The organism is uncultured Paracoccus sp. (assembly GCF_947487305.1).
Lineage (GTDB): Bacteria > Pseudomonadota > Alphaproteobacteria > Rhodobacterales > Rhodobacteraceae > Paracoccus.
This window is the reverse complement of sequence record NZ_CANKWH010000003.1, coordinates 172,913-186,505: the sequence shown is the minus strand read 5'-3', so window position 1 is coordinate 186,505 and position 13,593 is coordinate 172,913. Positions and strand designations below refer to the sequence as shown.

General features: G+C 66.0%; 14 protein-coding genes. 5 read left to right on the top strand and 9 right to left on the bottom strand.

Annotation, left to right across the window (positions count from 1 at the left end; all coding sequences use genetic code 11):
- Positions 1-7 precede the first annotated feature (7 nt).
- The 3 genes from Q1A36_RS05570 to Q1A36_RS05560 all read right to left on the bottom strand — a co-directional run bounded on the left by Q1A36_RS05570 (position 8) and on the right by Q1A36_RS05560 (position 2,316).
- Complete coding sequence (locus Q1A36_RS05570; protein ID WP_299840850.1) at positions 8-1,204, bottom strand: cellulase family glycosylhydrolase; 1,197 nt, start codon at positions 1,202-1,204, stop codon at positions 8-10.
- A gap of 66 nt (positions 1,205-1,270) precedes the next feature.
- Positions 1,271-2,167: a LysR substrate-binding domain-containing protein gene (locus Q1A36_RS05565; RefSeq protein WP_299840848.1), complete on the bottom strand. Its 897-nt coding sequence runs from the start codon at positions 2,165-2,167 to the stop codon at positions 1,271-1,273.
- Positions 2,158-2,316, bottom strand: coding sequence for a hypothetical protein (locus tag Q1A36_RS05560; protein ID WP_299840846.1), 159 nt, complete (start codon positions 2,314-2,316; stop codon positions 2,158-2,160). Before Q1A36_RS05560 ends, Q1A36_RS05565 begins: the two co-directional genes overlap by 10 nt.
- A gap of 146 nt (positions 2,317-2,462) precedes the next feature.
- On the opposite strand from Q1A36_RS05560, the gene Q1A36_RS05555 reads away from it, so the two are divergent.
- Positions 2,463-3,371, top strand: coding sequence for a LysR family transcriptional regulator (locus Q1A36_RS05555; protein ID WP_299840844.1), 909 nt, complete (start codon positions 2,463-2,465; stop codon positions 3,369-3,371).
- On the opposite strand, the gene Q1A36_RS05550 is transcribed toward Q1A36_RS05555, so the two are convergent.
- The 6 genes from Q1A36_RS05550 to Q1A36_RS05525 form a co-directional block, all read right to left on the bottom strand.
- On the bottom strand, positions 3,347-3,949 hold the full coding sequence (locus Q1A36_RS05550) for a HutD family protein (RefSeq protein ID WP_299840842.1): 603 nt from the start codon (positions 3,947-3,949) through the stop codon (positions 3,347-3,349). The two genes, Q1A36_RS05555 and Q1A36_RS05550, sit on opposite strands and share 25 nt — an antisense overlap.
- A gap of 26 nt (positions 3,950-3,975) precedes the next feature.
- Positions 3,976-5,154 (bottom strand): benzoyl-CoA 2,3-epoxidase subunit BoxA, encoded by a 1,179-nt coding sequence (boxA, locus tag Q1A36_RS05545; protein WP_299840840.1) that lies wholly within the window; start codon positions 5,152-5,154, stop codon positions 3,976-3,978.
- Between the two features lie 26 nt (positions 5,155-5,180).
- Positions 5,181-5,672 carry a ferritin-like domain-containing protein gene (locus tag Q1A36_RS05540; protein ID WP_101752905.1) on the bottom strand — a complete coding sequence of 164 codons (492 nt, stop codon included), beginning with the start codon at positions 5,670-5,672 and terminating at the stop codon, positions 5,181-5,183.
- A gap of 67 nt (positions 5,673-5,739) precedes the next feature.
- Positions 5,740-6,579, bottom strand: a complete 840-nt coding sequence (locus Q1A36_RS05535; protein WP_299840837.1) for a 3-keto-5-aminohexanoate cleavage protein — start codon at positions 6,577-6,579, stop codon at positions 5,740-5,742.
- Positions 6,579-7,469 carry an alpha/beta hydrolase gene (locus tag Q1A36_RS05530; protein ID WP_299840835.1) on the bottom strand — a complete coding sequence of 297 codons (891 nt, stop codon included), beginning with the start codon at positions 7,467-7,469 and terminating at the stop codon, positions 6,579-6,581. The genes Q1A36_RS05535 and Q1A36_RS05530 overlap by 1 nt, the downstream gene beginning before the upstream one ends.
- Entirely contained in the window at positions 7,466-7,840 is a 375-nt protein-coding gene (locus Q1A36_RS05525; RefSeq protein ID WP_299840833.1) for a hypothetical protein, read from the bottom strand. Before Q1A36_RS05525 ends, Q1A36_RS05530 begins: the two co-directional genes overlap by 4 nt.
- A 259-nt stretch (positions 7,841-8,099) precedes the next feature.
- On the opposite strand from Q1A36_RS05525, the gene Q1A36_RS05520 reads away from it, so the two are divergent.
- The 4 genes from Q1A36_RS05520 (at position 8,100) to exbB (ending at position 13,593) form a co-directional block, all read left to right on the top strand.
- Positions 8,100-8,963, top strand: a complete 864-nt coding sequence (locus Q1A36_RS05520) for a dioxygenase (RefSeq protein WP_299840831.1) — start codon at positions 8,100-8,102, stop codon at positions 8,961-8,963.
- 173 nt (positions 8,964-9,136) lie between these two features.
- Entirely contained in the window at positions 9,137-10,489 is a 1,353-nt protein-coding gene (locus Q1A36_RS05515; RefSeq protein WP_299840829.1) for an MFS transporter, read from the top strand.
- A gap of 226 nt (positions 10,490-10,715) precedes the next feature.
- Positions 10,716-12,554: a dihydroxy-acid dehydratase gene (gene ilvD, locus Q1A36_RS05510; protein ID WP_299840827.1), complete on the top strand. Its 1,839-nt coding sequence runs from the start codon at positions 10,716-10,718 to the stop codon at positions 12,552-12,554.
- A 178-nt stretch (positions 12,555-12,732) separates the two neighbouring features.
- Positions 12,733-13,593 (top strand): tonB-system energizer ExbB, encoded by an 861-nt coding sequence (gene exbB / locus Q1A36_RS05505; RefSeq protein ID WP_299840825.1) that lies wholly within the window; start codon positions 12,733-12,735, stop codon positions 13,591-13,593.

The window sequence follows — 13,593 nt, the reverse complement described above, 5'->3', positions numbered from 1 at the left end:
GGCACCGTCAGGGTTTCAGGCGCGCGCGCAAGAGCTCCATGAACGCGCCGTTCCGTGGCAGTTCGTCGGCCCTGCCCTCCTCGCTCAGCCAGTAGAACCGGCCCGGCTTCAGATCGGCGGGCAACTCGTAATCCATGCCGTCCCATTCATCCTCGCGGAAGGCATAGAAGGCCCAATGGCCGCCCCGCGCCTCGACCGCATCGATCACATCGGTCAGATAGGTGCCGCAATCGGCCCAAAGCCGCATGCAGCCGAATTCCGCCGCCACAACGCGCGAGGGTGGCACCGACTGCGCCTCGGCCCAGTCAAAGGCCGCGCCGATATGGTCGGCGACGGCGATGCGATCCCACACCATCTCGCCCCCCGCATATTCGGTGCTGACGCCGGGATAGCGCAAAGGCTCATCCCGTTTCATGTTCGGCGCGCTGGTGGCGGCATAGGGTTCGTACATGTGGAAGGCGTAAAGCACCCGATCATCGGCCAGCGCCGCCGGCCAGGCCGCCAGTGAGCGCGGATTGGCGAACCAGCCGCCATCGACCATGACCGGGGTAACTGGATCGACAGCCCGGATCGCGGTGATAACGCGGTCATAGAAGGCCGGCAGATCACGCAGCCCGCCGTCCTGGGCTGCCTGCCAGTCGCGTAGCGTGTCTGCAGGCGCGTTCTCTGCCACGCCGCCGGCCTTCTCGGGCGCCGGTTCGTTCAGGATGTTATAGCCCGCGATCGCCGGATGGTCCTTCAGCGCGCCGGCAAGATCGGCCCAGAATCGCGCGGCCTGATCCTGATAGGCGGCATCGCTCCACAGCCGGTCGTCATAGACACCGCCGTTCTGCTGCGACCAGCGCCGGCCCGGCAGGCTGAGCGGCGCCAGCACCACCTTGATCCCGGCTGCATCGGCGGCATCCAGCACCTGCCGCAGCTGTGCCAGATCCTCGGGCACCAGTCCGTCATAGCGATCCGCATCGCCGATCAGGAAATCACGGCCCTGCCCTTTCCATTTGCTGAAGGTCAGCCGCACCCATGTCGCACCGGTTTCGGCAAGCTCACGGAAATACTCAGCATCCTGCGGCTCGGCATTGAAGCCGTTCGCCCCATATTGCGGGCTGTCCCAGAAGCCGATCAGGTCGGCTGCTGCGACCGGCTGCGCCAGCGCCGCCGCGATCAGGGCTGCCGGCAGACGCGGGGTGATGCGGAAGGTGAACATGTGAAAAGGCCCCTGAGCAAAACTGTCAGAGGCCTTGTGCCACCCTTGCGGCGGAAAGGGAAACGATCACGCCGTCTTCCGCGCCACGTCCTGCGCGATCTTGGTGAACTTGTGAACATGCACGCCCTGTTCGTCGACACGGTGGTTGATCGACAGGGCGGTGGTGCCAAGCTCGGGGTCGAGGCGGTGGAAATGGATGCCGTTCCGCGGCGCCGAGGCCACCGATTCCGGCACGATGCACATGCCCTCGCCGATGGCCACGAGGCTCAGCGCGGTCTGCAGGTCCATGGTGAAGACCCGGCTTTTCGCCTCCAGCCCCTGCTCCTCGATCAGCTTCAGCACGAAATCGGCGTAAGAGGGGCGCGGGAATTCCGGGTAGAGAATGAAATTCTCCTTGGCATAGTCCTGCAGGTTCACCGGCCCGTCGCCCTTGACGTCAAAGCTTTCGGGCATGGCCACGACCAGCTCCTCGTCGATCAGCTTGCGGGTGACGAATTCCGGGTCCTCCAGCGTCGGACGGGCAAAGGCCACATCGACCTCGCGCCGGATCAGCGCCTTGTGCAGATCGGCATTGTTCATCGGCATCAGGCTCAGCGCGACGGCGGGATGGGCGGCGCGGAAGGCCTTGATGATGTTCGGCAGCAGGCCGTAGGACGACGAACCGACGAAACCGATGCGCAACCGGCCGGCAGCCCCCTGTCCGATGCGGCGGATCTCCAGCTGCATGTCCTCGATCCCGGTCATGGTCTCGCGGCCACGCTCATAGAGGCGATGCCCGGCCTGGGTCAGGGTGATGGCGCTGCGCGAGCGGTTGAACAGCAGCGCGCCCATCTCTTCCTCGAATTGATGGATCTGGCGGCTCAAGGGCGGCTGCGCCATCCCCAGACGCTCGGCGGCGCGACCGAAATGCAGTTCCTCGGCGACGGCGATGAAATAGCCCAAACGGCGCAGGTTCATTTCCATGACGCGCCCTCCGGCTGACGGGCTTCCTGAACCGGCTGGATCTGCGTCAGCACGGGCGTCAGCGTCTCGCAGGTCTTGCCCTTGCTGCAGCTGTCGCAATCCTTGGTGCACGCGCTGTGGCGGTCCGTCGTGGTGGCTGGCTGGGTCATGGTCGATCCTCCTCTTGCGTCCGGCCCTGTTGATACCTTTCGGATCGGTTGGTCAGGCGGCTCTAGCTCCCACAACCCAAATAGCTTGTGAGGGGAGAGAATTCCCAATATCGTCTGAATCGGTTCAATACCTAAAAGGTATGGCGATGAAGCTGCACCAGTTGCATTACTTCGTGACCGTCGCGCGCGAGCGGAACTTCACCCGTGCGGCCGAGCGGCTGAACATGGCCCAACCGCCGCTGAGCCGGCAGATCCACCAGCTGGAGGAAGAGATCGGGGTGCAGCTGATCCAGCGCGGCTCGCGCCCGTTGCAGCTGACCGAAGCCGGAAAGCTGTTCTTCGATCAGGCGGTGATGGCGCTGGATCATATCGAGCAAATGACCGAGATGACCCGCCGCCTTGCCGCCACCGCCCGCACAAGGCTGGGGATCGGCTTTGTCTCCTCGACGCTTTACGGCCATCTGCCCGAGGCGATCCGCCGCTATCGCGCCGCCCGTCCCGAGGGCGAGATCGCGCTGCACGAGATGACCTCGCTGGAACAGATCGCGGCGCTGAAGGAAGGCCGCATCGATGTGGGCTTTGGCCGCATCCCGCATGGCGACCCGCTGGTCGACCGGGTGCTGATGCGCAACGAGGCCCTGCGCGCGGCGATCCCGGCCAGCGATCCGATCGCCGACCGGCCGGGGCCGTTCAAGCTGGCCGATCTGGCGCATCTGCCGATCATCATCTACCCCAGCGCGCCGCGCCCCAGCTATGCCGATCAGGTGCTGGCGCTGCTGCGCGACCGCGATCTGCGCCCGCCTGTGGTCCACGAGGTCAAGGAATTGCAGGCGGCACTGGGGCTGGTGGCGGCCGAGACCGGCTTTGCGGTGGTGCCGGCCTCGGTCGAGCGCCTGCGCCGGGACAACGTGGTCTATGCCGCGCTGGACGAGGTCGAGGCGATCTCGCCGGTCATCATGAGCATCCGCAAGGACGATCCTTCGCCGGAACTGGCGCTGCTTCTGCGGCTGATCAAGCGAATGTATCGCGATCACGGCATCGCCTTCGGCACCTGACGCGGGACCAGCGTGGCGACCAGACCCGGGGTCGCAGCCGGAGCTTGGACCTGGGCTGCGCCTGCGAACAGCGCCACGGCGCCTTGAGGCAGCGGCGTGCCATCGACCGAAATCCCGTCACCAAGGGCAAGCACCGCATGGGTCGCGCCAGTGGTGAGGGTCCGGTCGCCCGACAGCGGCAGGACCGATCCGTCGAACCGCGCGCCGTCATGAATCAGGTTGAAGTCGCGCAGCGGACCATCGATCAGCCGGCTGTCGATCGGCAGATCGCCGGAAAATGCCAGCGGCTGCATCGGCAGCGCCATCAGCGTGACATCGGGCGCGCGCAGCGCCATCCCCGCTCCCTCGATCACCGTCAGGATGCGTGAGAGGCCGGGAAAGGCCGAGAAGGGTCCATCCGATCCAACCTCGGCAATCGACAACCGCCACAGCATCCGGCCCTCGCGATCCTGCCGCGCGATCTCATGGGTGACGCCGCCGCCATTTTTCCATTGCTGGGTCAGGAAGTCTTCCGGTCGGATCAGGCGCATGGCGGTCTCGTCGGGCTGAGGGGCAGGTATCGTGCGCAGACTAGTCATCGCCGGCAGCCTCGTCAAAACGCCGATCAATAGGTCTCGACATGCATCCGCCCCTCTTGCCGCAAGGCGCTGCGGATCGCGGGCCAGTCCAGCCCGTGCGCGGCGCTGATGCGCCCGATCGCCTGCTCGACCCCCGCCTCTAGCCCTTTGAGACCGCAGACATAGAGATGGGTCGTGGGTTTCGTCAGCAACCCGGCGACCAGATCGGCCCGCCGTTCCAGCCGGTCCTGCACATATTCATGTTCCTCAAGGTTCACCCGGCTATAGACCAGCTCGCGATGCAATTCGGTTTGCAGATAGCGCTGCAGCGGCCCGAAATAGGGCAGTTCCCCGGGCGTGCGCGCGCCGAAGAACAGGTAGAGCCCGCCCGGCCCATGCGGCGCGGTGCGGCGGCGGCGATGGGTGAAGCCGCGGAAGGGCGACACCCCGGTGCCGGTGCAGATCATCAGCAGATCGGCCTGCGGATCGTCGGGCATCAGGAAGGTCGCGCCAAAGGGCCCGACCACGTCGAAGCTGTCGCCAAGCACCCGGTCGCAAAGCCAGTTCGAGGCCACGCCCGTCACCCCGTCGCCGGCAATGCGCTTTACCGTCAGCGCCATGTTGTTGGTATTCGGCCGCTCTCCATCGCGCGCGCTGGCGGCGGAATAAAGCCGCATCTCGTGCGGGCGACCATTGGCGTCCAGTCCCGGCGGCACGATGCCGATGCTCTGCCCTTCCAGATAGGCAAAGGGCTCGGCCCCGAAATCGAGGATGATGTGATGCACGTCCGAATTGCAGTCCTCGGCGGTGATGCGGCTGTTACCGACCACCGTCGCGCGCGCGGGCGCGGCGCGGGTAAAGGCGTTGATCCGGGGGTTCGAGGCCGAGGCCGGGGCGCGCGCCGCCCCGCCAAGGCCCTGATGGGCGATAGTCAGGATGCGCGTGGCCTCGTCGTCGAAGGCATCGGGCACAGGACGTTCCAGCTCGGGTTCCGGCTGGGGCAGGATGGTCCATTCATGCTGTTCGGTCAGCGTGAAGGGCCGGGTGACGTTGAACCAGTTGTCGATGGCCCCGGTCGGACAGGGGCGGACGCAGCGCATGCAGAAGTTGCAGATCTCGGGATCGACCACGTAATTCGCCGCATGCGAGATCGCGCCGGTCGGGCAACGGGTCTCGCAGGTATTGCAGCGGATACAAATCTCCGGGTCGATCAGATGCTGCCGCATGGCCTCCTCCCCTGTCCAGCGGGTCCCTAGATCGCGGCTGCCAGATCGAACACCTCGGCGGTTGCCAGCTCGTTCAGCTTGGCATTCCGCGCCCGTTCGACATTCAGCGCCTTCTGCAGGTTCGCCGCCGCCTCGTCATTGGCCCAGGCATTGGCCCATGCGGTCAGGGTGACGAAACGGGCGATCTCGTAATGCTCGACCGCCTGCGCGCAGGCGATGATGCCGGCATCCTGCACCGGACCCTTGCCGCCGGTCTCGCGGATCACATCCTCGGTCTCTTGCAGAAGCCCAAGGATCGCCTCGCAGGTGACGCCCTTCACCGGCTCGCCAATAGCGGCGAAGGTGCGTTCCAGCCGCTCGATCTGGTCGCGGGTCTCGGCAATATGCTCGGTCAGCGAGGCACGCAGCTTGTCGTTCTGCACCGCCTCGACCACTTCGGGCAGGATCTTCAGGATCTGCTGCTCGGCGTAATACATGTCTTGCAGGAAATGCAGGAACAGGTCTCTGAACGTCTTCATGGTTACTCCTCCGTGATGAAAAGGGCGGCGCGCCCCAGGGTGGGACGCGCCGGTAATGGCGGCCGGATCACACCAGCGCGGGCACCAGTCCGAGAATGCGGCGGGACTGTTCCACCGTGGCGACCGGGCGTTCGTAGCGGTCGCACAGGTCCACCACCCGTTTGACCAGCGCCGCGTTGGATGGGGCCAGCCGGTCCTTGTCCAGCCGGACGTTGTCCTCCAGCCCGGTGCGGGTATGGCCGCCCGAGGACACGCACCATTCGTTCAGCGTCAGCTGATGCGAGCCGATCCCGGCGGCGCACCATTCGGAATCCGGCGCCAGCCGCTCCATCGTGCGGATGTAATAGTCGAACACATCGCGATCGACCGGCATGGCGTTCTTCACGCCCATGACGAATTGCACGTAAAGCTGCCCGGTCAGGCGGCCATCGCGGCGCATGGCCACGGCCTGATGGATATGGCCCAGATCGAAGGCCTCAATCTCGGGCTTCACCTGGTATTTCTGCATTTCGCCGGCCAGCCAGTCGACCAGATCGGGCGGGTTCTCGTAGACGCGGCTGGGGAAGTTGTTCGACCCGACCGAGAGGCTGGCCATGTCGGGGCGCAGGCTCAGCATCGCGCCACGGGTCTGCCCCGCCCCCGACCGGCCACCGGTCGAGAACTGGATGATCATGCCGGGGCAATGACGCTCCAGCCCCTCTTGCAGTCGGGCGAACCGCTCGGGGTCCGAAGAGGGCGTGGCATCGTCGTTGCGCACATGGGCATGAACAATCGAAGCCCCGGCCTCGAAGGCCTCTTGCGTCGATTCGACCTGTTCGGCGACCGAGATCGGCACGGCCGGATTGTTGGCCTTGGTCGGCAGCGAGCCGGTGATGGCGACGCAGATGATGCAGGGTTTCTGGGACATCAGGCTTGCTCCTCGGCGCGCTCGATTGCGGGGACGCGCATCTTTTGCAGCGCGTCGCTGAAGAAGGGGCGGAAGCCCTCCGGATGTTCGCTCATCGGGAAATGGCCCAGTTCGTCCATCACCGTGACCGTCGCGCCGGGAATGGCGCGGGCGGTGCGCTTGGCGTCCTCGGGCGTGCAGGTCAGGTCATAGGCGCCGACGAGGATATGAACCGGCGTGCGGATCGTATCGATCTGATGCAGCCGCCCGACCAGGCTTTCGTCGCGGGTGTAGAAACTCAGATCGCCCCGGAACACGCCCGGCCCCGACTGCATGAACATCCACAGCGTATTCCAGCGCTCCTCGGCGGGCGCATAGGGCGAGATATTGGCCGAAACCAGCGCCGCCCCCATCTCGCCACCATGGGCATCGGGACGGTGGAACCAGTCGATGTCATACCAGGCGCCCTGAAAGTCCGAGGCCTCGATGGCGATGAAACCCGAGAACTTGTCGCCATGCAGTGCCGCCAGTTGCAGCGCGATGCGCCCGCCCATGGAACAGCCGGCCAGCAGCGGGCGCTCAAGCCCCAGCCCGTCGACCACCGCCAGAACGGTGGCAATGTAGGCTTCGGTCGTCAGCAGATATTCCTCGGTCTCGAAACCCTCGGGCGGCAGCGACTTGCCATGCCAGGGCATGTCGAAGGCGATCAGGCGATGGTCGCGCGTCACCTCGGCATCGTTCATCAGGTGCCGCCACTGGCGGGTATCGGCGCCGGCGGTGTGCAGGCACAGGACCGGGCGGCCCTGCCCTGCCTCCTCGACATAGATGCGGCGGGGCGCGCCCTCGACATCGACGGTGTAATAGCGGCCGGTGATCGGCTCGGGGCGGGCGGGGGATGTGCGGGTGCTCATGCGGAAACCTCCTTGCGCGGGATGGCCAGGACTTCCTTGAAGAAGCGCAGGTTCTTCACCAGCGCGAGGATGTCGCCGTCGATACGGGCGCGGCCGATGGTGACGAGGCCGAAAATGTCGTGGAAGGCGGGCTTGGGCCGGGCTTGCCAGAATTCCTCCAGCGCGGCGCGGTCGGTGGTGATGGCAAAGCGCCACGGCGTCTTGCGGCTGGGTCCGGGCTGGATCTCGGACAGATGGCCCTTGTCGAAGGTCAGGTAATATTCGTCACCGTCGACCTTCATAAGGACGGTATCATTGATCAGGCGCCCGAGGCGCAGAAGATGCGGGCTGTCGTCAAGCTGCGACTGCATCCGCGTGAGAAATGGCAACATGGGATCCCCCGGATTGTGATGGCAGGTGCTGTCCCCAGAGTGACGTTTCGTGCCCCCGCCGGGCAATGTCCGGGTCGGTATCCGGTGATACCCATGGAAAGCTCGCCCCGGCCCGGCGTTCCGAGGTCGCGGTATCGCCCGATACCAAGCGGGGCATTGGGTCGAGGCCCTGGCTTTGTCACATTCATCTGGTCATCCACCGGGATAGCCCGGGACGATCCGAATAGACCCCGTATCCACCTTATCTGGGAGAGAGACCTTGGGAACCGTAACGCTTGAAAACATCACCGACGTCGTCATCGGCTCACTGGGCCAGAACGGCGAAATCACCACCCGCCAGCGCAAGATCATGACCTCGCTGATCACCCATCTGCACGGCTTCTGCAAAGACGTGAACCTGCAGATCGACGAATTCCTGGCCGCCTGCGACTACCTGGCCCGTGCCGGCCAGACCACCGATGAAAAGCGGCAGGAATTCATCCTGCTGGGCGATATCCTCGGCGTCGAGGTTCTGGTTGACATGCTGAGCAACCCGGTCACCGGCGGCGAAAGCACCTCGACCGTGCTTGGCCCCTTCTACCGCGACAACCCAACGGTCCTGCCCGCCGGCGCCTCGACCGTGCAGAAGCATTTCGACGGCGAGGAATCGGTGCTGGTCGAGGGCGTCATCACCGACGATCTGGGCGAGCCGCTGGAAGGCGTGCTGATCGATGTCTGGGAGGACGCGCCGAACGGCCTCTACGAGAACCACGACCCCGACCAGCCCGATTTCAACCTGCGCGGTCGCTTCAAGACCGATGCCAAGGGCCGCTATTCCTTCGTCGCCCTGCGCCCGGTTCCCTATCCGATCCCGGAAGACGAGACCGCCGGCGAGTTGCTGCGCTTCATGGGGCACCACCCCTATCGCCCCGGCCATATCCACTTCATGATCCAGAAGCCCGGCTACCGCTCGCTGATCAGCCAGATCTTCGACAGCTCCAGCGAGTATCTCGACAATGACTCGGTCTTCGCGGTGAAAGATGACCTGATCGCCGAGTTCGTGCCCACGCCCGATGCGGCGCAGGATCTGCATGTCCAGTTCGATTTTGCCCTGAAGCGCGAGAAGGTCCTGGTTGACGCCTGATCCCCTGATCGTCTGAAACCCGAAAGCCCCCGCCCCGAAGCGGGGGTTTTCACAAGGCCCGGGACCCATCGCCGCGGCCCGCCTGCCCTTCACCCCACACCCTCACAGCGCCCATCGCGGGACCGAGATCATCGGCCCCCGGATGCGCATACCCAAACCCCGGAGGAGACCCCATGTCACACCGCACGCTCGACGTGCAGGAAGTGGTGAACACAAACACCACACGCCTGTCCGCCTTCCAGAAGCGCGTCATCTTCCTGTGCTTCCTCGTCGTCGCCATTGACGGTTTCGATACCGCCGCCATCGGCTTCATCGCCCCCTCGCTGAAGGCCAGCTGGGGCGCCACGCCCGCCGAGCTGGCCCCGCTGTTTGCTGCCGGGCTGTTCGGCCTGATGGCCGGCGCCTTCGTCTTCGGCCCGCTGGCCGACCGCTTCGGTCGCAAGCCGGTGCTGACGCTGACCACGATCTTCTTCGGCCTCGCCACGCTGGCCTCGGCCTTTGCGCCCGACATCCAGAACCTGACCATCCTGCGCTTCGTCACCGGCCTTGGTCTTGGCGGCGCCATGCCGGCCTCGATCACGCTGACCGCCGAGGTCTGCCCGGACAAGCGCCGGTCCTCGCTGGTGACGCTGATGTTCTGTGGCTTCACCATCGGCTCGGCCTCGGCCGGTCTGGCGGCCTCGTCGATCGTCTCGACCTTCGGCTGGCAGGGGCTGTTGATCATGGGCGGCGTGCTGCCGCTGGCGCTCAGCCCGTTCCTGATCGCCCTTCTGCCCGAATCGCCGCGCTTCCTCGCAACCCGTGGCGCCGAGCCTGCCCGCATCACCGAAGTGCTGCAGAAGATGGTCCCTTCGGCTGACCTGAGCGACGCCACCTATACCCGCCCGGTCAAGGCGCCCGGCTCGCCCGTCTCTCAGCTGTTCAAGGACGGTCTCGCTCTCGGCACGCTCTTGATCTGGGCCACCTTCTTCATGAGCCTCCTGGTCTTCTATCTGCTCTCCAGTTGGCTGCCGCTCTTGATCACCTCGGCTGGCTTCACGCTGGAAAAGGCTTCGCTGATGGGTGCCACGCTGGCCGCCGGCGGCACGGTGGGCGCGATCCTGATTGGTCGCCTGATGGACCGGTTCGAGCCGCATAAAGTTCTGGCGTTGGCCTACCTGGTCGCCGGTGGCTTCGTGATCCTGCTGGGCAATGCCGTCAGCCAGCCCTGGCTGCTGGTTCTGGCAATCTTCGGCGCGGGCTTCGGCGTCGCCGGGGCACAGGTCGGCGTTAACGCGCTGGCCGCCGGCTTCTACCCGACCACCAGCCGGGCAACCGGGGTGTCCTGGGCCAACGCGGTGGGCCGCACCGGCTCGGTCCTTGGATCGATGGTCGGCGGCGTGCTGCTGTCGCTTGGCTGGGACCTGCCGACGGTCTTTGCTGCTGCTGCCGTTCCGGCGATCCTCGCGGCGCTCGCCATGTTCGCCAAGTCGCGGCTGACCCGCCCGGCAGCGCCGGTTGTCACGGCCAAGCCCGTCCAGGCCTGATCCCGATACACGACCAGAGCCGGCCGCGTCCCCATCCGGGCGCGGCCGGTTTCTCGTTTGGCCTTCGCCATCGCCGGTTTCTCCGTCCGATCAGCCTGCCCGAGGATCTTGAGGGCTTGCCTGTGACTGTCCCGGGGCAGTAGGACCGTTCCGGTCCTGCCACCTATTCGCAACGCCTGCTGCACCACCCTTTCGCCGGACAGCCGCGCATCTGAAGGAGATACCCATGCCAGCCTATCGTTCCCGCACCACCACTCACGGACGCAACATGGCGGGCGCGCGGGGCCTGTGGCGGGCGACCGGGGTGAAGGACAGCGATTTCGGCAAGCCGATCATCGCCATCGTCAACAGCTTCACCCAGTTCGTTCCCGGCCATGTCCACCTGAAGGACCTGGGCCAGCTGGTCGCCAGAGAGGTCGAGGCGGCGGGCGGGATCGCCAAGGAATTCAACACCATCGCCGTCGATGACGGGATCGCCATGGGCCATGACGGGATGCTGTATTCGCTGCCCTCGCGCGAGATCATCGCCGACAGCGTCGAATACATGGTCAACGCCCATTGCGCCGATGCGATGGTCTGCATCTCGAACTGCGACAAGATCACCCCGGGGATGCTGATGGCCGCGCTGCGGCTGAACATCCCGGTCGTCTTCGTCTCGGGCGGTCCGATGGAGGCCGGCAAGGTCGTGTTGCAGGACGGCAAGGTCAAGGCGCTGGACCTTGTGGATGCGATGGTCGCGGCGGCGGATGATTCTGTGTCGGACGAGGATGTGAAGGCGATCGAACGCTCGGCCTGCCCGACCTGCGGGTCCTGCTCGGGCATGTTCACCGCCAATTCGATGAACTGCCTGACCGAGGCGCTTGGCCTGTCGCTGCCCGGCAATGGCTCGACCCTGGCCACCCATGCCGACCGCAAGCGGCTGTTCGTCGAGGCCGGTCATCTGATCGTCGATCTGGCCCGGCGCTACTATGACAATGACGATGCCTCGGTCCTGCCGCGCAATGTCGCGAGCTTTGCCGCCTTCGAGAATGCGATGACCTTGGACATCGCCATGGGCGGCTCGACCAATACCGTGCTGCACCTTCTTGCCGCCGCGCATGAGGCCGAGATGGATTTTACGATGTCGGATATCGACCGGCTGTCGCGCAAGGTGCCGGTGCTCTGCAAGGTCGCCCCGGCGAAATCCGACGTGCATATGGAGGATGTCCACCGCGCCGGCGGCATCATGGCGATTCTGGGTGAGCTGGACCGGGCGGGCCTGTTGGATACCAGCGTCGGCAGCGTCCATTCCGGCACGCTAGCCGAGGCGCTGAAGCGATGGGACGTGGCGCAGACCGAATCCGCCTCGGTCCATGATTTCTACCGCGCCGCGCCGGGCGGCGTGCCGACGCAGGTCGCCTTCTCGCAGGACCGCCGCTACGACGACGTCGATCTGGACCGCAAGGCGGGCGTGATCCGCAGCGCCGAACACGCCTTCTCGCAGGATGGCGGGCTCGCGGTGCTCTATGGCAACCTCGCCGAGGATGGCTGCATCGTGAAGACGGCAGGCGTGGACGAGTCGATCCTGACCTTCACCGGCCCGGCCCATATCTTCGAAAGCCAGGACGATTCGGTTTCGGCGATCCTGACCGGCAAGGTGAAGCCGGGCGAGGTGGTGCTGATCCGCTACGAGGGGCCGCGCGGCGGGCCGGGGATGCAGGAAATGCTCTATCCGACCAGCTATCTGAAGTCGAAAGGGCTGGGCAAGGCTTGCGCACTGGTCACGGACGGGCGCTTCTCGGGCGGCTCCTCGGGTCTGTCGATCGGCCATGTCTCGCCCGAGGCGGCCGAGGGTGGCACCATCGGGCTGGTGGAACAGGGCGACATGATCCGCATCGACATCCCGAACCGCGTGATCTCGCTGGAGGTGGACGAGGCTACGCTGGCTGCCCGCCGCGCGGCGCGCGAGGCCGAAGGCTGGAAACCGGCCGAGCCGCGCAACCGCAAGGTCTCGACTGCGCTCAAGGCCTATGCCGCGCTGACCACCAGTGCCGCGAAAGGCGCGGTCCGGGTCATTCCGGAATAGCGTCAAGCCGCGCGACTCGCGCTAGAATAGCGGCGCCCGCCCGGTTCTTCGGTCGGGCGCCTTGTCCATTCGGGGGCGGCGAAACCGCCTCCGGGCATTGTCTTACTATTTTACTTGGATTATCAGCGGGGGCAATTCGCGCTTTGCTGCCTGATATCCGCACGAAAGTAGGCCCTTCATGACCCGATCCCTCCGGCTTCGTCCGATCTGCCTGTTGACCGCGCTGCTGATCGGCCTCGCCGCGCCGGTTGCGGCCCAGACAACGCCCGCCGAGCCTGCGCCCGTTGCGACCCAAGCCGAGGTGCAAACGGCACCGGCGCCCGTGGACACAGCCGCGCCCGCACCTGCACCGCAGAATGCGGTGATGGCCGCCCTGCCCCATGACCTTTCGCCGATGGGCATGTTCCGGCAGGCCGATATCGTGGTGAAGGCGGTGATGATCGGCCTCGTCTTCGCCTCGGTCGTCACCTGGACCATCCTCGTCGCCAAGGCGCTGGAACTGCTGGCGGCCTTTCGCAACATCGCCCGCACCGCGCGCCGGGTCGAGGACGCCCCGCATCTGGACGACGCCCTTGCCGGCGGCGAGGGGCGCGGCCCCGGCCTCAGGATGCTGGCCGCCACGGCGCGCGAGCTGAACCGCTCGGGCCCGGCGCAGGCGGATGTGCGCGGCCGCATCGCCTCGCATCTGGTGCAGATCCAGGCGCGGGCCACGCGCGAGGCGGCGCGTGGCACCGGGCTTCTGGCCACGATCGGCTCGACCGCGCCCTTTGTCGGGCTTTTCGGAACCGTCTGGGGCATCATGAACAGCTTCATCGGCATCTCGCAGGCGCAGACCACGAACCTTGCCGTGGTCGCGCCCGGCATTGCCGAGGCGCTGCTGGCCACCGCGCTTGGCCTTGTCGCCGCCATCCCTGCGGTGGTGATCTATAACCTGCTGGCGCGCGTCACCGCCAATTACCGCCTGCGGCTGGCCGAGGTCGGCGCCGGCATCGAGCGGCTGGTCGGGCGCGACATCGACCGCCGCGCGGCGGGGGTCTGA